Consider the following 20,908-nt stretch of genomic DNA (forward strand, 5'->3'; position numbering starts at 1 on the left):
AATGAAAAATAATATGCAATATTGAATATTTTTGTTAGATTATTATAAAGATAATAATAATTAGTTTTATAATAAATAAAAGTTCATTTTAAAGATACGAGGTGATAAACATGAATATAAGAGAAGTGCTTTTGAGCTTTATGAGAGAGCAAGCATACAAACCTATGGATATAATCGAATTAGAAAAGGTTTTTGACATAAAAAAATCGGAAAGAAAAGAATTTGAAAATATACTAAAAGGTATGGAGAAAGATGGTCAAATAGTAAAAACCAGCACTGAACATTATGGAGTACCAGATAGAATGGGATTAGTAGTTGGAAGACTTCAAGGTCATCAAAAAGGTTTTGGCTTTGTAATACCAGAAGAAGAACGCCCAGATGTATTTGTACCATCATCATATATAAATGGTGCAATGCATGGAGATAAGGTAGTTGTAAAAGTAACGAGAGAAGAGAACAAAGGCAAAAAGTGTGAAGGTGAAATAATAAGAATTCTTGAAAGAGGCAATAAAACTATAATAGGTATATTTGAGGATAGCAAAAACTTCGGCTTTGTAGTACCAGAAGAAAAGAGAATATATCAAGACATTTTTATATCCAAAGAGTTCAGAAGTGGAGCAAAAACAGGAGATGTAGTAATAGCGGAAATAACCACATGGCCGGATAAAAGAAGAAATCCCGAAGGTAAGATTAAAGAGATATTGGGCAGAAAAGGCGACAAGGGTATTGATATACTAACTATAATTAAAAAGTATGGATTGCCAGAGGAGTTTCCTTTAAAAGTAGAATCCTATGCAGCAGGAATACCAGATGAAATACCAGAAGAAGAATATAAAAGAAGAAAAGATTTAAGAAATTTAAAAATTGTTACTATAGATGGTGAGGATGCAAAAGATTTAGATGATGCTGTATCCATAGAAAAACTCCAAAACGGTAATTATTATCTTGGAGTTCATATAGCGGATGTATCTAATTACGTAAGGGAAAAAAATGCTTTAGATAAAGAGGCTTTGAAGAGAGGAACTTCGGTGTATTTGATAGATAGAGTTATTCCTATGCTTCCTAAAAAGCTTTCAAATGGCATATGCAGTCTTAATCCAAAAGTTGATAGACTCACGTTAAGCTGTTTTATGGAAATTGATAAAACAGGTAAGGTTGTAGATCATGAGATTATGGAAAGTATTATAAAAACTTCTGAGAGAATGACTTATACAGATGTAACAAAAATACTTAGAGATGAAGATCAAGAGGTTATGAAAAAATACGATTATTTAATAGATACTTTTAAGCTTATGGAAGAACTGTGTGAAGTTCTTAATAAAAAGAGACTAAGTCGAGGGGCCATAGATTTTGACTTTGAAGAGTGCAAAATAATTCTTGATGAACTGGGAAAACCAATAGATATAAAACCTTATGAAAGAGCTATAGCAAATAGAATAATTGAAGAATTTATGCTTGTTTGTAATGAAACTATAGCCGAGCATATGTTTTGGGTTAATGTTCCTTTTGTATATAGAATTCATGAAGATCCAGATGAAGAGAAACTTACTCACTTTAGTGAATTTATTCATAATTTAGGCTATGCAGTAAGATTTGGTCAAGAAGTTCATCCTAAAGCACTTCAAGATATTATAGAAAAGGTAAAAGGCAAAAAAGAAGAAACAGTAGTAAGTACATTATTACTTCGTTCTATGAAGCAGGCAAGATATTCACCAGATTGTGTTGGGCACTTTGGTCTTGCAGCTAAATACTATTGTCATTTTACATCGCCTATAAGAAGATATCCAGATCTTATAATACATAGAATAATAAAAGAATTCATTAATGGAAAAATAGATGAAAAAAGATCCAAAAGATTAATTGCAGAGGTAGAATATGCATCAAAACAGTCTTCAGAGACAGAAAGAACGGCTCAAGATGCAGAAAGAGAAGTAGATGATTTAAAGAAAGCTGAATATATGAGTGAAAAAATAGGTCAAGAATTTGAAGGTATAATATCTTCTGTAACAAACTTTGGAATGTTTGTTGAACTCCCTAATACTATTGAAGGGCTTGTGCACCTTAGCACCATGGATGATGATTACTATGTATATAATGAAAGACATTTGAGCCTAATTGGAGAGAGAACTAAAAACATTTATAAACTTGGAGATGAAGTTAAAATTAGAGTAGCTAGGGTAGATATGTCTGCACATGAAATATACTTCGATTTGGTAAAAGAAGATGATACTCTAAAACAAGCAGACATGGAATCTATAGAAACAAATGAGCAAGGGTTAAGTGATCCGGAAAACAATGATGAAAAATCAGCGGTAGTACTTTCAGAAGAATTTCAAAGAAAGTTAAGATAACAGAACTCCCGGAATAGAATAAGTTAAACCGCTTGATATTGTAGAATTATATCAGGCGGTTTCTCTATATAGTTATAAAGATTTATATTGATCTTTGATTTTTTTAATGAGTGAATAGGTTCTTATGTTAGATTTAAGTTTAGCTATAAATATATCCTCTTGAATGGGTTTTCTGATGTAATCATTTGCACCTGCATTAAGCATACTAGCTAAGGTCTTATTATTAGTCAGGGAAGAGACTACTATAATAGAAGAATCAATGTTATCCCTTCTTAATCTTAGTATGATGTTCTTGCCAAATTCTCCTTCTAATACAATATCTACAAGGTATAAATCATATTTTTTTCCGCTCTCGATTAAGGCATTCCCAGAAGAATAGAAATCTATATTAAATATTTTATATTCAGCTAAAGTATCTTTAATTAAAGTCCGATCAAAATTATTATCATCTATTACAGCTATTTTAGCTTCCTGTAAGCATCTCATGAGTTCGTCGTCTGCAAGTATATATTGGATATGTTTTATTAATTCATCCACTAGACAATCCTTGGTTATATAATCTGAAACACCTAAATTCAAAACTCTTTTTTTGCTTTCTCCTATGTCATTGCCAGTTACAACAAATACAGGCACATGTTTTTTGGAACTGGCATTAATAGTTCTCATAAAGTTTTCGATAGTATCATCAGTTATTAATAAAGAGGTTATTATGAGATCTATTTGTTGATTATCATTAGATAATATATTGTATACCTCTGAAGCAGTATCGACAGAAACACAGTTAAATCCGTTTTCTAAAAGCGTATGTTTTACCATTTTCTTGATAAATTCACTCTGTTCTAAATGTACTATGTTATACATATAAGTCCCCCAATTCTTAATTATATTTGTTGATAAAAATTATATCACAGTCTCACTAAAATATGGTAAAATTATATTAGATAAATGTAAAATAGACTTAAATAATTTTAAAACAATAGTAACTTGACACAAACTTACTATTATAATATAATTTAGTACTACAAACAAAATCTGAAGAAGGTGTTTTTATGGCTAAAAATACATCACCTAACAAGACCTTAGCCGAAAATAGAAAGGCAAGGCATGATTATTTTATTGAAGAGAGTATGGAAGCGGGAATAGAACTTGTTGGAACAGAAGTTAAATCTATAAGAGCAGGAAAAGCAAATTTAAAAGATAGTTACGCTGAAATAAGAAATGGAGAGATTTTTGTGTGCAATATGCACATAAGTCCTTATGAAAAGGGTAATATATTTAACAGGGATCCCCTAAGGGCTAGAAGATTGCTCCTCCATAAAAAAGAGATTTCTAGACTTTTAGGCTATACCACACAACAAGGATATACATTAATTCCACTGTCTCTGTATCTTAAGAGTGGAAGAATAAAAGTAAACTTAGCAGTAGCTAAGGGAAAAAAGAACTATGATAAAAGAGATGCTATGTTGGAAAAGGCTGCTAAGAGAGATATAGATAGACAGATGAAAGAAAAATCAAAATACTAGAACTATCTAAAAGTATTAATTTATCGGATTTAGGTGTATAATTAATATTGGAATGAGATGTTTCTAAAGTTTACAATTAGGTTTTAATTATCTAATATTTACTATTGATTAATAATTAAATTTGATGTAATATAGTATTCATCAGATAATGATACTGACGATAGACCTTGAAAATTTAATATTAGTTTGCGTAGCAACATACAATGTTGCCCTTGGTATCAGAAAGTTAATTTTACCTGATACTTAATTAAACAAGGGGGCGTACTTGGTTTCGACGGGGGTGTGTTGTATTTAGGAAGCGAGTCGAGGGAACCTGTGGGCCCGCGTTAAAAAACTATGGGAATAAAGATAAACGCAAACGATAATTTTGCATTAGCAGCTTAGTCTGCTACGTTCTACCTTTGAGTACCGCGGCTTAGGATAGGGCGTCGACAGCGGTGAACCGAGCTCTACAAAGCTTTGAGTAGAGAACGGAAATTATGAAGCTACTAACCCCAAAAGCCAGTCTGTTGGCGTTTGGGTGAGGGAATGTTAAAGTACAGACTGCACTCGGAGATGCCTAGGTATTACTGCTTTCGGACAGGGGTTCGACACCCCTCGCCTCCACCATACATATTGATGACCGCCTGTAAGTGGCTTAAATAGCTGCTTGCAGGCGGTTGTGTTTTTTGCTGGGTGAGGATAACCTCTACCAAATGAATAATACAACTAAGATTTGCACGAAAATCTTCATTAATAAAGTATAATTAATATATAATCAGCTATACTAAAGATTAGTTTGTGTAGGAAAAAATATGATTTTAAGAGAATAAAATATAGATGTTCGTATTTATTACAGATGCAATAGGATGCATGAGCTGGTGGGCTTATTTTAAAGATGATAATGAAGAGAAAAAAAGTAATAAGTTAAGTAATTTTAATTACGAAGAGGCTATGGAGTTTTTAGAAAATTTCAATAAGGAAGAAAAATAAGAGAAGTCTTATTAAAGGAGAAGTAGTATGGCTATATACTTGAATACAAATAGACCATTAGAAAATTTCATAGAACTTTACAATGAAAAATATTATGTAGATAAATCAGAAATAATATCTTTAATAAATGAAAAGATATTTAGTAAGAGTAAATATATATGTATAACAAGACCAAGAAGATTTGGAAAAACAAGTGTTATTAACATGCTGGGAGCTTACTATAGCAAAAGTGTTGATAGTAAGGACATTTTTGATAATCTAAAAATAAGTAATAGTAGAAGTTATTTAAAAAATTTAAATAAATACAATGTAATAAGCATATCTTTTAATAAGCTGTCGGATAGAGGAAATACCTACATTGACTATATAGAAATGATAAAAACTTCAATCATAAACGATATTGTAGAACAATATCCGAAAGTTAATCCAGAAAAGTATTTTACAATAAGTGATATGTTAGATGCAACAAATGATAAATTCATATTTATTATTGATGAATGGGATTATATATTTAATAATAATTTATTTAAAGAAAACCAAAACGATTTTTTAGAGTTTTTAAGAAATCTATTAAAGGATAAAGTATATGTTGCATTAGCTTATATGACAGGAGTACTGCCAATAAAGAAGCATTCAAGTACATCAGCTTTAAATATGTTTGATGAGTATACTATGTTAAATGATATGCTTTATGGAAGATACTTTGGCTTTATAGAGGAAGAAGTAAAAGAATTATGTGACAAGCAAAGAAAGATTTCTTTTGACGAAATAAATATTTGGTATAATGGATACATAAATGAAGATGGTGATAAAATATATAATCCACGTTCAGTAGTTAAAGCTCTTCAAAATGGAAAATGTATAAGTTATTGGACTAATACTGGAGCTATGGATGAAGTCAAAGAATATCTTAAATATAATACTATGGATGTACGTGAAGATGTAATTGAAATGGTATCAGGTTATAATATAGATATTATAATAAATGAAGAATTTAGAGCCGGACAAGAGCAGCCAAAAACTAAAATAGAAATATATTCAGCTATGATAATTTTAGGTTTTTTATCATATTATGATGGATATTTAAAAATACCTAATAAAGAGCTAATGAGGGAATTTGAGAAAGCTCTTCAAGATGAATCTTTTGGTTATGTATCTGATATTATAAAAAATTCTAGAAATATGTTGAAGGCAACAGTGTTGCAGGATACTGAGTCAGTAGCACAAGTTTTACATGAAATTCATAATTCAGAAATACCGATATTGCAGTATAATGATGAGAATAGCCTGTCATGTGTAGTAACTTTAGCATATTTGAGTGCAAGGGATACTTATAGAATTGAAAGGGAAGAAAAGACTGGTAATGGATTTGCTGATTTTATTTTTCATCCTACGAGAAAGACAGATGTTCCATTTGTTCTTGAGCTTAAGAAAGATGAAACTGTAGATATAGCAGTTAAGCAAATGAAAGAAAAGGAGTATTTTCAAAAATTCATTAAAGAGTATGGAAATGCACTATTAGTTGCAATATGTTACGACTCAAAAACGAAAAATCATAGCTGTAAAATAGAAAAAATTTATTTATAGATAGTATAGTGGATTTCAGAGGTTAAGCCTCGGCCTCCACCATACATATTGATGACCGCCTGTAAGTGGCTTAAATAGCTGCTTACAGGTGGTTGTGTTTTTTGTTGAGAGAGGATAGCTCCACTAAATTTACATTTCTAATAAAGTTATTTAAAAATTAAGTGTAATTTTATATTAGAGTTTATTTGCCTAAAGCAATAGTATATAATTGAAGTATATGTTGTATACCAAGGAGGTGCAGAATGAAAGTTATTAATTATGAAGATATGATAATGAAACGGGCAATGGATATATTTGCAGAAGAAGGACTAAAATTCTTTGGTATTAATAAGAAAGTAAAAGAAATAGGGTCTACAGAAATAGTAGTATTGGAAGCTAAAAATATGTTTATGGATTATACATTTTTAATGGAAGATGACACATATATACACTTTGAATTTTAGACTACTAATAAAGGAATTAATGATTTAAGAAGATTTAGAGCATATGAAGCTTTACTAGGCTTCCAAACAGGTAAAGATGTGATAACATATGTTGTTTATTCTGGAGATATAAAATTTTACACCTATTATGTCGGGAATATTAACTAAAGGTGAAAAGATATTAAATGCTATAAAGCTAGTAAAAAACGTAGATAAGCAATATAGATATGATGTTGAATCAATTCTATATGCCTTTGCAAGTAAATTTTTAGAAGGTAAAGATTTAGAAAAAGTGAAGGAGGAGTTAAAATTGACTGAACTTGGTAAAAGTTTAAAGGATGAAGGTAAAAAAGAAAAAGCTATTGAAACAGCTAAAATAGCAATAAAAAAAGGAATGGATAACGAAATAATAAGTGAATTAACTGGATTAAGTATAGAGGATATTGATTTAATCAGAGAAGTTTTAAAATAAGAGTTTGTGGAGAAATTCTCTTAAAAGTGGAACAGCCTAAGTAATATAATACCAAAATTAAAGTAATTACAGAGCATAAAAATCTAAAGATACTTATCACATATACTGGAAGAGATAAGTTTTTTAAAATTATAAATTAGAAACAGCATTAATATTAGTACTAATGCTGTTTTTGTTTTAAAAGCAAAATTAGTTATTGAATATATTTGAAAGATTACAGAAATTATGGATATATAATGTATAACGAAATTATATTAGATGAAAATGTTAATAATGATGTAGTTAGCAGTTTTAATTTGAAGATTAAGAGTGAATTAGAAAGAATGGAAAACTTAATTCAAAATTTATTAAAACTAGCTAAATTAGATGCAGGAGCAATTGAACTTAATAAGCAAAAGTGTAATCTTAGGGATTTCTTAGAAAGTATAATCATGAGATTGCAAACTCGTGCTCAACATGAAGGTAAATCAATTATATTAAGATGAAATAATTAAAAGAGCAGAGAGTAAACTAGGAAGACGTTTTGGCGGATACAATCTATACAGTAATAATTGAGAACATTTTTCTACTTGGTGTTCAACAGGTATTAGACAGTCCAGACAAGCACAGCATGTTAACATAAAGGATGGTAAAAGAGATATATGGGAAAAAGTTATAGATGTAGGAACAGTTATATTTTTGCAGTTACTTTGAATATATAATATTGCAATTGACGGTTGATTAGAAGAATATATCTAACACTTTGTCAAGAGTGTCAACAATTTAGTACAGTTGCAGATTTATACAATCTTGTATAGTTGCTACCTATGGATTGATGGTAATCACACATAATAAGTATTAAATTTCGTAAAGTTTCTTCAGTTAACTTTGTATACGAATGAATTCTACTAGATACAATTGTCATAAACTTATCAGTTATAAAAGAATCTAATAGATTATATTTATCTTCAAAATGAGCATAAAAGGTTGAGCGATTTACTGATGCTCTTTTAGAGATATCCTTAACGGTTATATCTTCGAAGGATTTTTCATTAGCTAATGAAAGAAACGCTTCTTGAATTAAGTTATGAGTTTTGGTTACTTGACTATCATTTTTTTGAGATTTTGATATCACATTTTTCCCTTCCTAACTTAAATAGTATATATTTTCATCAAATTCATATCATAATTATGTTTTTATTAAGCAGCCAACACTATAGTATTTTTGTTGGTTGAAGTATTAATTTTAGTACATTATAATCATAGCATACACAAATTGTTTTAAAAACAGGTAGTTAATAACTTAATTTTAATGGAGTAAAAGGGATAATTCCTGCTTTGTTCATAGTAGGAGATCGTGATGTTGGTCTTAGTATTCCTGGAATGGATCAAATAATTTCTGAAATGTCTAATTTAGTTCCAAATCTTCGTCAAACTATCTTTCTTCAAGATTGTGGGCATTGAGTTCAGCAAGAGAAACCAGAAGAGATTAGTACAGAGATAATTTCATTTATAAAAAGTCTTTAATTCTCTATACGAAATGAATCAGTTAAATATGTAGGTAGAGAAGACAATTTAAAAACACTAATTGATGACTAGTATAAATTTTCATATAACTACAATAATAAAAATAGATTTAAATAGTTATTTAAGAGGAGGAATATAATGCAATTAGTAATAGAAGAAAAATTAAAAGAACTTGAAAAAAATTATAAAAATAAAAATCTTTCGTATTGGAAAGATTGGAAATGGCAACTGAAAAATTCAATAAAAACGATTAGTGCTTTTGAAAGACTTCTAAATATTAAATTTACTCATGAAGAAAGAGAAGAATTAGAGAAAATTACCTCAACGTTTCCTCTTTCTATAACACCATACTATTTATCATTAATTGATCCAGATGATTATAAACATGACCCAATATTTTTGCAGGCTTTTCCCTCTATAAACGAATCAATGGTTGGGAATCATGATATGGAAGATCCATTGTATGAAGATAAAGATAGCCCCGTTCCTGGAATAACACATCGGTATCCAGATAGAGTACTATTTCATATAAGTAATGTTTGTGCAATGTATTGTAGACACTGTACAAGAAAAAGAAAAGTGGGAGATGTATCATCCATTCCTAATAAAGAAGAATTAAAGAAAGGAATTGATTACATAAGGAACACTCCTCAAATAAGAGATGTTTTGTTATCTGGAGGAGATGCATTATTACTAAGTGATGAAAATCTAGATTGGATATTAACTGAAATTCAAAAAATTTCTCATGTAGAAGTGATTAGAATAGGATCTAGAGTACCAGTTGTTCTCCCATATAGGATAACAGGTGACTTAGTAAATATGTTAAAAAAACATCATCCTATATGGATAAATACTCATTTCAATCATCCAAGAGAACTTACAGAAGACTCAAAAGAAGCACTTAGAAAGCTTGCAGATGCAGGAATTCCTCTTGGGAATCAAAGTGTTCTGCTGGCTGGAATAAATGATTGTCCAGAGATCATTAAGAAGCTTTGCCAGCAATTAGTAAAAAATAGAGTTCGTCCATATTATCTATATCAATGTGATTTGTCTGAGGGTTTAGCTCATTTTAGAACTCCTGTTTCTAAAGGTATAGAGATTATGGAGCGTTTGATTGGGCATACAAGTGGATTTGCAGTTCCAAGATATGTAATTGATGCTCCGGGTGGAGGCGGTAAGATACCAGTTATGCCAAATTACTTTATTTCCTTTGCACCAAATAAAGTAATTTTAAGAAATTATGAAGGTATAATCACATCATATAAAGAGCCTGATAGCTATAAAAACCACGATTGCATTAAAGGCTGTGAAGATTGTAAGCTCATGATGAAAACATATGAAGCTGATAAATATAAAGCTATAGGTATAGAGAAACTTTTATTGGATTCAGTTGATACTATATCATTGATTCCACAAAATAATAATAGATTACAAAGACGAGAAGATAATGATGAAGATTAATTATGATAAAACAGAGAAAATAGGTAATTCAATCATTAACCATGGTAAATATAATAATAGAATTTATTTAATGAAATTAGACAAAAATGATTATCCTCAAATAATAGCTATTTTAGAAGAAAGAGCTAAGGAGAAATGTTATACTAAAATAGTCGGAAAAATACCTTATTCATTAAAAGATGAATTTATTAAGGCCGGATATATTATAGAAGCCAATATTCCTGGATTCTATAATGGTGTTGAAGATGTGACTTTCATTAGTAAATATTTTAGTAAAGACAGGACTATTATAAAGGAAAGTAATAAAATAGAAAAAATAATTAATCTCTCTCAAACAAAAGATAAAATTAAGAAACAAATAGAAATTAACGAAGATTATCATTTTCATATTTGTGATGAAAATGATATAGATCAAATGTGTAAAATATACAAAGAAGTATTTAAAACATATCCATTTCCTATTCATGACCCAAAATACGTTAAAGAGACTATGAATAAGAATTTTATTTACTTTTCCATAAGAGTTAAAGATAAAATTGTATCTTTAGCTTCTACAGAAATGGATTATTCATCTAAAAGTGTTGAAATGACTGATTTTGCAACATTACCACAATATAGAGGGCATGGGTTTAGTGTGTTTTTGCTAGCTAAAATGGAAGAAAAAATGAGACAAAGAAATTTTTATGTGGCATTTACTATTGCAAGATCTTTATCATATGGGATGAATATTACTTTTTCAAAATTAAATTATAATTATGGAGGTACTTTAATAAATAATACTAATATATCTGGTGATTTAGAGAGTATGAATGTATGGTATAAGATTCTTAGTGATATTAAATAAAAATAGTGGAGTTCAAGGGGCACCCTTTATCTCCACAATACATAAATTGTAAATTTGATACAATATAAAGGGAGTGGTTGCATTATAGGGTTTAAAACTATAAAGTTAACATAGTCGGAGTGCAAGTTAACTTTTGGTCATTCCAGCCTATAAGTACAACAGCCCTGTTTATTTAATCATTTAATTCTTTTAATATTTTTAAAAAAGTTCCCTCATATTTTTCTAACATACTAACAAAATTCTCTTCACCAAGGCCAAAGGAAATTTCTCCCTCTAATTTATTTTTAGAAATAGTAAATGTACCTTTCCCATTTTCGGCTATATATTTTTCACTAACCATCTCGGATATAACTCCAACAACATCGGCTAATTCATCACCAGTTAACGTAAGTGATTTCGTTTTATTAACACAACATTGATATAACACTTCTTCTATAAGATAACAATAGTAAGTACTTTTAGAAGCATGATTTTTTACATATATTACTCTCTCGTATATCTTTTTTTCTCTATCCGGGAAAAGATTCTGCGCCTTATCCAAAATTTCTGTTTGACCTCTTCTTTCTGCATCACTATTATAAAACATACACGATACCTCCATTAATATATATTTATAAAATTATAAGTTATAATATTAACTTATAATGATATACTAAATTTAAATTCACAGAATAAAGTCCATCTTTAAAAACTATTAAACCCTTGTTAATTTAAAATAAACTTTGTAAAACATTTGCTTTAGAACTTATTTCTCTTTACATAATGAGTATGAAGAATTTGATGGCTTAGATCTCCATTGGGTTTTTCAAGGAATTCTTTATAAATTTTAGCTATATATGGATTTTTGTGTGATTTTCTAATCGGCATTTCTTTATCTTCTTCATAAATTGCTTGTGCTCTTTCATTTTTAATATTTCTAACAGCCAAATCCTTTGCGGTTACTATAGGCTGTCCCCCACCAGTTACACAGCCGCCTGGGCACGCCATAACTTCAATGAAATCAATCTTTCTTTCTCCATCTTTCACCATTTTGAGTAGAGTTCTAGCATTTCCAAGCCCATGAGCCACTGCTGCAGTGATTTTTTTACCATTTGGAAGTTCAACTTCAGATATCTTTATACCATTAACCCCTCTAACAACTTCAAAATCAATATTATCTAATTCTTTATCTGCAATAATTTCAAAGACTGTTCTTAGAGCAGCTTCGGCGACGCCACCTGTAGCTCCAAATATTACAGCGGCCCCAGTAGATTCTCCCAGCGGATTATCGAAAATTTCATCTTCAAGATTTATAAAATCGATACCTGCTTCCTTAATCATTTGAGCTAATTCTCTTGTAGTAAGAACATAATCAACATCCTGCATATTTTGATTAGAAAGCTCTTCTCTTTGTCTTTCAAACTTTTTTGCTACACAAGGCATTACAGATACTACTACAATCTTCTCTGGATTTATTCCCATCTCCTTAGCAAAGTAAGTTTTGATTAGTGCACCTTCCATTTCATGAGGGGATTTACAAGTAGATAAATTATCCAACATATCTGGATAGAAATGCTCTACAAACTTAACCCATCCCGGGCAGCAGGAAGTCATTAGTGGAAGGTTCTTGCCTTTTTCTAACCTGCTTAACAGTTCTGTACCTTCCTCCATTATGGTAAGGTCTGCAGCAAAGTCTGTATCAAACACCTTATAGAATCCCAATTTTCTTAAGGCTGAAGCCATTTTGCCTGTGACTCTTGAACCTATTGGCATTCCAAATTCCTCTCCAATACCTACTCTTACAGCTGGAGCTGTTTGAACTATAACATACTTATCTTTATCAGATAATACTCTCCATACATTATCTATATCATTTTTTTCAGTTAGAGCGCCTACAGGACAAGCCATTATACATTGACCGCAATTTATGCAAACTGTATCACCAAGAGCTTTATCAAAAGCTGTTTCAATTTTTGTATTAAAGCCTCTGTTAGCAAATCCAATGGCATTTACAGTTTGTATATTAGAGCAGGTGCTTACACATCTTCCACATAATATGCATTTTTCTGCATCTCTAACTATAGATGTTGAGGATAAATCTAGCGGCTTTATTACTCTTTCTCCTTCGTATTGTATATCTCTAACATTAAGTTCTTTAGCATAACTTTGAAGTTCACAATTCTCACTCCTACTGCAAATAGTGCATTCTCTTTTATGGTTTGACAGCAAAAGTTCAACCACCATTCGCCTAGTTTCTCTTACCGCAGGGGTATTAGTCTTAACTTCCATTCCTTCTTCTGCAGCTAGCGTACAAGAGGCGATAAGTTTAGGTCCTACTTCGACTACGCATATTCTGCAGGACGAGCTTTTATTCACATCTTTAAGATAACAGAGACTTGGTATCTTTATGCCAATACTTCTTGCAGCTTCCAGTACAGTGGTTCCCTTTGGAACTTGAAGCTCTTTTCCATCAATTTTAAACTTAACCATCTCCACTTTATTCACTCCCTATCTGCAGAAATTATTTTTTTTCAATTGCTTTAAACGGGCACTTATTTGCACAAGCTCCACACTTTATACATTTACTTTCATCTATGCTATAAGGATGCCTAATCGTTCCGCTAATTGCGTTTACAGGGCATTGTCTAGCGCACAGACTGCAGCCTCTGCATAGTTCAGGATTAATACTATACTCTACCAATGCAGTACAAACGCCTGCTGGACATTTCTTATCTACAACATGTGCAATATATTCATCTTTAAAGTATTTTAATGTAGCCAAGACAGGATTTGGAGCTGTCTGCCCAAGTCCACATAAAGATGCAACCTTGATTTTCTTCGCCAAAGCTTCCAATTTATCCAGATCCTCCAAGGTACCGTTCCCAGCAGTTATCTTTTCTAATATTTCAAGCATTCTTTTGGTTCCTATTCTGCATGGAGTGCATTTACCACAGGATTCATCCTTTATAAAATCAAGATAAAATCTTGCTACGTCTACCATACAGTTATCTTCATCCAATACAATCATTCCACCAGAACCCATCATTGACCCTAGAGCAACTAAATTGTCATAATCAATTTTAGTATCTAGATTTTCAACTGTAATACATCCGCCAGAAGGGCCACCAGTTTGAACTGCCTTAAATTCTTTACCGTTAGGTATGCCGCCACCTATATCATAAATAATTTCTCTAAGAGTAATTCCCATGGGAACTTCTACAAGACCTGTATTGGTAATCTTTCCTCCTAAAGCAAAGACTTTTGTTCCTTTACTTTTTTCAGTGCCTATACCAGAGAACCATTTGTCACCTTTTAATATTATTTGAGCTATGTTTGCATAGGTTTCAACATTATTTATAACTGTTGGTTTACACCATAATCCACTTACAGCAGGGAATGGCGGCTTTGGATTTGGCATTCCTCTTTTACCTTCTATAGAGTTCATGAGGGCAGTTTCCTCTCCACATACAAAAGCTCCAGCACCTAACCTTATTTCAATATCAAAACTAAATTCTGTACCTAAAATATTATTACCTAAAAGTCCGTATTCTTTAGCTTGCTTTATAGCTGACTCTAATCTTTCAACGGCTAATGGATATTCGGCTCTAATATATATATAACCTTGTCCCGCACCTATAGCATACCCCCCAATAGCCATAGCTTCCAATACCGCATGTGGATCTCCTTCCAAGACTGAACGATCCATAAAAGCACCAGGATCTCCTTCATCCGCATTGCAAATTATATATTTTTCATTACTCACCTGTTTGGCAGCAAATTCCCATTTTAGTCCTGTAGGGAATCCACCGCCTCCTCTTCCTCTCAAACCAGATTTCTTTAAAGTTTCTACTACTTCTTGAGGCGTTAATTTAGATAAAACTTTTTCTAATGCCTTATAACCATCAACAGCAAGATATTCATCTATATTCTCAGGGTCTATAACCCCGCAATTCCTAAGTGCTATTCTCATCTGCTTTTTATAAAATTCAACATTGTTTAAAGATCTTATACCATAATCATCAAGGGATTCGTAATAAGCCAATCTTTTTACTACTCTTCCGTTTACAAGATGTTCATGCACAATTTCAGGTACATCTTTTATACTTACTTTACTATAGAATGTTCCCTCAGGATAAACAATCATTATAGGCCCTAGATCACAAAGTCCAAGGCAACCTGTTCTTATTACTTCGATTTCATTTTCTATTCTATGATTTTTCAACTCATTTTTTACAGAATTGGCAATATCCATTGCGCCTTCTATAGCACAACTAGTGCCTCCGCACACCAGCACCTGAGCACGAAATAAATTCATCCTATTCCCTCCCATCAGCCATTTATTATTGTATAATCGTTTAATACTTTGCCATCTATAACATGCATAGTATATTCATCTATTACCTTACCGTCTTTTATATGTTCTCTAACTACTCTCCTAGCCATGGTAGCAGTCATTTTTACATAAGTTACCTTTTCTTCACCGGGCATAATTATCTCTACCACCGGCTCTAATCTGCATATTCCAATGCATCCTGTTTGAGCAACCACTATATCTTCAATTCCTAGTTTCTTAAGCTCGTCCAATATAGCTTCCATCACAGATTTCGCTCCTGCTGCTATACCACAAGTAGCCATACCTACTACTATTCTAGGATTTTTTCTATCTTTGCCTTGATTAACCCTCGCCCAGGTCTTTTTTCTTATTTCCTCTAACTGCTGCAAAGTTTTCATTCTATCCCTCCATTTTTGTATACTCATCAAGAATTCTTCTGACATCGTCTAAAGTTACTCTTGCATATACCTTATCATCAATGGTCATTACAGGTGAAAGTCCACAGGCTCCAAGACATCTAGTTGCTTCAAGTGTAAATTTACCATCTAAAGTAGTTTTACCTACTTCAACCTCTAATTCTTGAGATAACCTATTAAGTATTGTCTGTCCTCCTTTAACGTAACATGCAGTACCAAGACATACCCTAATAATATGTTTTCCTTTAGGTTCTAAAGAAAAGAAATGGTAGAAAGATGCTACACCATATATTTCAGTCATTGGAATATCTAATTCATCAGAAATAACCCTAAGAGCTTCTTCAGGTAAATACCCATATAGCTGCTGTACATCATGAAGTACAGGTATTAGTCCTCCCTTTACATCCCTAAATTTTTCGATAATTTTTGAAACGTTTTCCATCCTTTCATCCTCATCGGCATTTCCACAGCAGCAGCAATTCTCATTAATTGGCACTCTAATATCCCCCTTCTTCTATTTAATCTCTTTTATCTGCTTATAAAACTTCTAGCTCGTTAGGACTTAAAGCTTTTTAAATATATATTATAGGCAAACAATATATGCATAGATACATTCTCTATGATGCAGTTAAAAAATTAAATTTGCCCTTTAATTATTATTTAATAAAAAAATCTTAATTAAATTTATCGGTGTAATTTTCTCAATATTTTAAATTAACACAATATTACTACTTTTTCATTTTATTGTCAACTTGTACCTATTTTACTACATTATTCCCTTGAAGCCTTATAACATCAACCCCCTTTTTATTATAACTACAGAAGTACAACTAAAATTTTTTGAAAAATTTTTAGTTGTACTTCTGTAGTTACAAAAATTCATATAGAATTGCTTATTCCTAATTCAACAATTCTCTTATTAATATATATTTTCGATTTTTATTGCATATGATAAAAATCGAACGTCTTTAAATTAAAAAATATTAAACTGATTAATAGCATAAAGATAGAGGCATGTGATAATTAAGTATACTTTCATTTGGAAAAAAGCTGCCGCATTAGCATATTTTTTATGCTAACGCGGCAGACAAGCATGATAGTGACTTTCACCACAATCAATGAAACTAACTTAGTTTTATGACAGCCTCTTTTAGTATTTTTTGAAGTAAATGTGATCGTATTTAAGAAGATTTAAAGATAGTTGGATTGAAATTTGTGAATTAGCGTTTTAAAAGTCACATCCAAAGTTTCATGATTAACCACTGTTGCATCAAATTTAAGCAACTTAAAAGTTGTCTGGACACAAAAGCCTATTACCAGGGCAGAAATAACTGTTCCAACACCAAGCATACCTCCAAGAAACCATCCCACGAGTGCTGCTATAAGCTCAATTGATCCACGGCAGATACCTATTGGCAGTCCTGTTTTGCGAGTAAGTGCTACCATTAAACTGTCTCTAGGACCTGCACCAAAAGCTGATCCAATATAAAAATAGGAGGCGAGGGCGATAATAAACAATCCTGCAACCAGCATTATAATTCCTAGGAACATATTATTAAGCACTGGTATTATATGAAATTCCATAATAATATCAAGGAATATACCTATGAGTACCATGTTTAAAATTGTACCGAGTCCAAGTTTTTCTCCAAGCACTATTGTTATTATTCCAATAACTATTCCAGTAATAATTGAAGCAGTTCCAATGCTTATTCCGGTGACGTTTCCAAGTCCAACATGAAAAGCGTCCCAGGGAGCATATCCTATATGGGCATTCATAGTTACAACAATGCCAAGTGAATAGAGGAAAAGCCCTAATATTAAGCGCAGAAAACGGATTAAGAATTGTTTCATAATTAAATCTCCTTTCAAAATTGTATGACGAAAAAATAAATGATATAATTATTGTATGACGTTAGTTTGTAAGTTAATATCTTTTTTGAAATTAGTACAAATCCTGTATTTATCTTTATTATATCGGTAATAACAGTTAAGTCAATGGATTATTGTTTGTCATACAATTTGAAATGGAGGAAAATTATGTGGAATCCTAAAATCATTGATACAGATAAGGTGCTGTATATTGCAATTGCAGATGCAATCGAAAGAGACGTTCAGCTTGGCATCCTTAAGTCAGGTGAGAGGATGCCGCCGCAGCGATCACTTGCAAAGATAATAGGAGTTAACCTAACTACAATTTCAAGAGCATATAAAGAAGCAGAAAATAGAGGACTTATTTCAGGTACTGTAGGAAGTGGAACTTATGTATTACAAAATGAAAAAATAGATACTTCTTTACCTGGGATTCTTAACAGAGATGATGAGATTATAGAACTTGGACTAGTAGGTTCTACAAAGGTTGAAGGTTATGATTTATCAAATTTACTTGTTTCCGTTGCAGAGAACAAGACATTGGATTCACTGTTTGATTATGTGCCAAGTCAAGGCCTTCGTAGGCATAGGGAAGTTGCTGTAAAATGGATAAAACAATATGGGTTTGAGTTGGACCCTGACCGAATTGTAATATGTGCGGGAGCTATGCACGCTATTAACTGCTGTCTAATGGGACTATTTGAACACGGAGATAGGATTGCTGTGGATTCACTCACATTTACCGGTTTTAAGAATGCTGCTCAGTTAAGTCAAATTAAACTTGAATCAATTGCAATGGATGAAGAGGGTATGATTCCTGAAAGTCTTGAAAATATATGTATGAGATCTCAGATAAAAGGCATTTATCTTATGCCAAATATGCAGAATCCAACAGCAACTGCTATGTCAGTGAAGAGAAAGAGAGCTATTGCAGATATCATCCTAAGATATGGATTAATTTTGATTGAAGATGATATATACAATTTTACCAATAGTACTGAAAGGACAGCACTTACCACTCTTGTGCCTGATAATGGTATTTTTATCTGTAGTATGTCAAAAGCCCTTCTTCCTGGACTTAGAATAGCTATTACTGCTGTGCCTGATAGATTTTTATGCAAATTTACTCAGACTGTTACAAACACTGTTTGGATGGCACCAGCCATAAGCGCAGAACTCGTCTCGCGTTTAATTGAGAGTGGCGCTGCTTTAGAAATCATAAATAAGAAAAGAAAGATAATTGCCCATAGGCTTAAGCTAGCAAAGACTATACTTAAGGATTTTTCTTTTCAAACTACTGAAAATAGTATGTTTTTATGGCTTAACCTTCCAGAAGGGTGGTCCTCAGCAGACTTTGAAAATATAGCTTTGATGGAAAAAGTAAGAGTAATATCTGCTTATAAGTTTTATGTTGGAAATCAATTGCCACCTAATGCAGTAAGAATTTCCTTGGGTATGGTAAAAAATGATGAACAGCTTATAAAAGGATTGAACATTCTAGTGAGAATTTTAAAACAGTATCCACTACTTACATCACCTGTAATGTAGTAGGTATATTTATAGCCGAATTTTTTAAGTGTGAAAAGTCATGCACATGTAGTGTGCATGACTTTTCACATATCTCATTATATAAAAAGTCTATACTTATTTTCAGAAACTAAATAAGTATAGACTTTTTATTATTGAATGTGGCTTCTAGACAAGTGAAAAGTGCCTTTTGCCAATATTAATTTTTAAAAAATTTTTGTAAAGGTGGGTTTGGCACACATTTTGCTATGTTAATAAAGCGTATGAATCAAACAAGCTTGTTATTCGACCATAAATTCAAGGAGGCTTAAATATATGATTAAAACTTTATCAAGATTTTTCACAGCTATTGTACAAAAATATCTTCCTGACCCACTTGTTTTTGCAATGATTTTAACATTAATTATGTTTGTTTCAGGAATTGTATTCACTCATCATACACCAATTGAAATGATAGGATTCTGGGGTAAGAGTTTTTGGAATTTACTGGGTTTTGCTATGCAAATGGCATTAATTTTAGTTACTGGTAGTGCTCTAGCTAGTTCACCTTCTGTTAAACGTATTCTTAAAAAAATTGCAAGCTTACCAAAAACACCAACTCAAGCTATTGTACTTGTTACATTTGCTGCAGCTGTTGCTAATATTATTAACTGGGGTTTTGGACTAATTGTTGGGGCTTTACTTGCAAAGGAAGTTGCAAAAAAAGTGCCTCATACAGATTATAGATTATTAATTGCAAGCTCTTATATTGGATTTATGACATGGCATGAAGGTTTATCTGCTTCAATTCCACTGTTAGCAGCCACTAAAGGAAATCCGATGGAAAAGGTTTGCGGACTGATTCCCTTAAATCAAACCATCTTTGCACCATTTAATATCTTTGTTGTTGTTGCATTGATACTTGTATTACCTTTAATGACGAAAATGATGATGCCTAAAGATGAAGATGTTGTAGAGATTGATCCAACTTTACTAAATGAGGATGAAGTTGCAGCTACTAGTATTGCTGTAGAGGAAAAAACTTTCGCGGTACGTATTGAAAATAGCAAAATTATTGCTTGGTTAGTTGGAGCTCTTGGATTTGCATATTTGATTTACTATTTTGTACATGGCGGGACAATGGATGTCAATACTGTAAATATGATCATGTTTTTTGCTGGAATTATTCTTCATGGCAGTCCTGTATCTTATATGCAGGCGATAGTTAATGGAGCAAAAGGAACAGCTGGTATAATGGTTCAATTTCCATTCTATGCTGGAATACAAGGAATGATGGATTTGTCTGGCTTAGGCGGTATAATAACAAATGGATTTGTTAGCATATCAAATGTACATACATTCCCGCTCTTAGCATATATAAGTTCAGGTATAGTTAACTTCTTTGTTCCATCCGGTGGTGGACACTGGGTTGTTCAAGGACCATTTATAATGCCAGCCGCCAAAGAACTTGGTGTAGCACCTGGTAAAGCAGCAATGGCAATTGCTTATGGTGAAGCATGGATGAATATGGCACAACCATTTTGGGCCTTGCCAGCTTTATCAATAGCAGGACTTAAAGTTCGTGATATTATGGGATTTTGTGTAACAACTCTAATTGTAGGTTTTATAATTTTTGGAATTGGCTTAACTTTAATTTAGCACTA

18 protein-coding genes, 1 other RNA gene and 1 pseudogene are annotated in these 20,908 nt (G+C 31.9%); 12 read left to right on the top strand and 8 right to left on the bottom strand.

The genetic code is table 11. From position 1 onward, the window contains the following. The first annotated feature begins 110 nt into the window (after window positions 1–110). Window positions 111–2,351: a ribonuclease R gene (gene rnr, locus I6U48_RS09655; protein WP_218320206.1), complete on the top strand. Its 2,241-nt coding sequence runs from the start codon at window positions 111–113 to the stop codon at window positions 2,349–2,351. Between the two features lie 72 nt (window positions 2,352–2,423). On the opposite strand, the gene I6U48_RS09660 is transcribed toward rnr, so the two are convergent. Further along, window positions 2,424–3,212 (bottom strand): response regulator, encoded by a 789-nt coding sequence (locus I6U48_RS09660; RefSeq protein ID WP_218320207.1) that lies wholly within the window; start codon window positions 3,210–3,212, stop codon window positions 2,424–2,426. Between the two features lie 188 nt (window positions 3,213–3,400). Between I6U48_RS09660 and smpB the strand changes: the two genes are divergently transcribed. From smpB to I6U48_RS09690, 6 genes and pseudogenes are all read left to right on the top strand, one after another. Further along, entirely contained in the window at window positions 3,401–3,874 is a 474-nt protein-coding gene (gene smpB / locus I6U48_RS09665; RefSeq protein WP_218320208.1) for an SsrA-binding protein SmpB, read from the top strand. A 255-nt stretch (window positions 3,875–4,129) separates the two neighbouring features. Beyond that, window positions 4,130–4,483: a transfer-messenger RNA gene (ssrA, locus tag I6U48_RS09670) on the top strand. A 210-nt stretch (window positions 4,484–4,693) separates the two neighbouring features. Next, complete coding sequence (locus tag I6U48_RS09675) at window positions 4,694–4,846, top strand: hypothetical protein (protein WP_218320209.1); 153 nt, start codon at window positions 4,694–4,696, stop codon at window positions 4,844–4,846. Window positions 4,847–4,873: 27 nt separating this feature from the next. After that, a complete protein-coding gene (locus I6U48_RS09680; RefSeq protein WP_218320210.1) occupies window positions 4,874–6,433 on the top strand; it encodes an AAA family ATPase in 1,560 nt (519 codons plus the stop codon). 242 nt (window positions 6,434–6,675) lie between these two features. Continuing rightward, window positions 6,676–7,327 (top strand): annotated as a pseudogene (locus I6U48_RS09685) (hypothetical protein). Window positions 7,328–7,563: 236 nt separating this feature from the next. Continuing rightward, a complete protein-coding gene (locus tag I6U48_RS09690) occupies window positions 7,564–7,812 on the top strand; it encodes a histidine kinase (protein WP_218320211.1) in 249 nt (82 codons plus the stop codon). Window positions 7,813–8,081: 269 nt separating this feature from the next. Here the strand turns inward: I6U48_RS09690 and I6U48_RS09695 are convergent, their stop codons facing one another. Further along, complete coding sequence (locus I6U48_RS09695) at window positions 8,082–8,441, bottom strand: TetR/AcrR family transcriptional regulator (RefSeq protein WP_218320212.1); 360 nt, start codon at window positions 8,439–8,441, stop codon at window positions 8,082–8,084. Between the two features lie 203 nt (window positions 8,442–8,644). On the opposite strand from I6U48_RS09695, the gene I6U48_RS30060 reads away from it, so the two are divergent. The 3 genes from I6U48_RS30060 to ablB all read left to right on the top strand — a co-directional run bounded on the left by I6U48_RS30060 (window position 8,645) and on the right by ablB (window position 11,138). Beyond that, the gene (locus I6U48_RS30060; RefSeq protein ID WP_281421809.1) at window positions 8,645–8,770 is read left to right on the top strand and encodes a hypothetical protein; all 126 of its coding nucleotides are present in this window, start codon (window positions 8,645–8,647) and stop codon (window positions 8,768–8,770) included. A gap of 201 nt (window positions 8,771–8,971) precedes the next feature. Next, window positions 8,972–10,294, top strand: coding sequence for a lysine 2,3-aminomutase (kamA, locus tag I6U48_RS09705; RefSeq protein WP_218320213.1), 1,323 nt, complete (start codon window positions 8,972–8,974; stop codon window positions 10,292–10,294). Next, a complete protein-coding gene (gene ablB / locus I6U48_RS09710) occupies window positions 10,281–11,138 on the top strand; it encodes a putative beta-lysine N-acetyltransferase (protein ID WP_246615276.1) in 858 nt (285 codons plus the stop codon). The genes kamA and ablB overlap by 14 nt, the downstream gene beginning before the upstream one ends. Window positions 11,139–11,310: 172 nt before the next feature. Here ablB and I6U48_RS09715 read toward each other — a convergent pair whose 3' ends face one another. From I6U48_RS09715 to I6U48_RS09740, 6 genes are all read right to left on the bottom strand, one after another. Next, window positions 11,311–11,724 (bottom strand): hypothetical protein, encoded by a 414-nt coding sequence (locus tag I6U48_RS09715; protein ID WP_218320214.1) that lies wholly within the window; start codon window positions 11,722–11,724, stop codon window positions 11,311–11,313. A gap of 152 nt (window positions 11,725–11,876) precedes the next feature. Then, window positions 11,877–13,613 (bottom strand): NADH-dependent [FeFe] hydrogenase, group A6, encoded by a 1,737-nt coding sequence (locus I6U48_RS09720; protein ID WP_376774543.1) that lies wholly within the window; start codon window positions 13,611–13,613, stop codon window positions 11,877–11,879. Between the two features lie 25 nt (window positions 13,614–13,638). Continuing rightward, window positions 13,639–15,432 carry an NADH-quinone oxidoreductase subunit NuoF gene (nuoF, locus tag I6U48_RS09725; protein ID WP_218320215.1) on the bottom strand — a complete coding sequence of 598 codons (1,794 nt, stop codon included), beginning with the start codon at window positions 15,430–15,432 and terminating at the stop codon, window positions 13,639–13,641. Between the two features lie 14 nt (window positions 15,433–15,446). Beyond that, complete coding sequence (locus tag I6U48_RS09730) at window positions 15,447–15,848, bottom strand: (2Fe-2S) ferredoxin domain-containing protein (RefSeq protein ID WP_218320216.1); 402 nt, start codon at window positions 15,846–15,848, stop codon at window positions 15,447–15,449. Window position 15,849: 1 nt separating this feature from the next. Then, window positions 15,850–16,362 carry an NADH-quinone oxidoreductase subunit NuoE gene (nuoE, locus tag I6U48_RS09735; protein ID WP_462677128.1) on the bottom strand — a complete coding sequence of 171 codons (513 nt, stop codon included), beginning with the start codon at window positions 16,360–16,362 and terminating at the stop codon, window positions 15,850–15,852. Between the two features lie 695 nt (window positions 16,363–17,057). Continuing rightward, entirely contained in the window at window positions 17,058–17,720 is a 663-nt protein-coding gene (locus I6U48_RS09740) for a DUF6198 family protein (protein ID WP_218320217.1), read from the bottom strand. A gap of 186 nt (window positions 17,721–17,906) precedes the next feature. On the opposite strand from I6U48_RS09740, the gene I6U48_RS09745 reads away from it, so the two are divergent. Further along, window positions 17,907–19,286 (top strand): aminotransferase-like domain-containing protein, encoded by a 1,380-nt coding sequence (locus I6U48_RS09745; protein WP_218320218.1) that lies wholly within the window; start codon window positions 17,907–17,909, stop codon window positions 19,284–19,286. 294 nt (window positions 19,287–19,580) lie between these two features. After that, entirely contained in the window at window positions 19,581–20,903 is a 1,323-nt protein-coding gene (locus tag I6U48_RS09750; RefSeq protein WP_218320219.1) for a TIGR00366 family protein, read from the top strand. Window positions 20,904–20,908 lie beyond the last annotated feature (5 nt).

Source organism: Clostridium thailandense (assembly GCF_019207025.1).
Lineage (GTDB): Bacteria > Bacillota > Clostridia > Clostridiales > Clostridiaceae > Clostridium_AM > Clostridium_AM thailandense.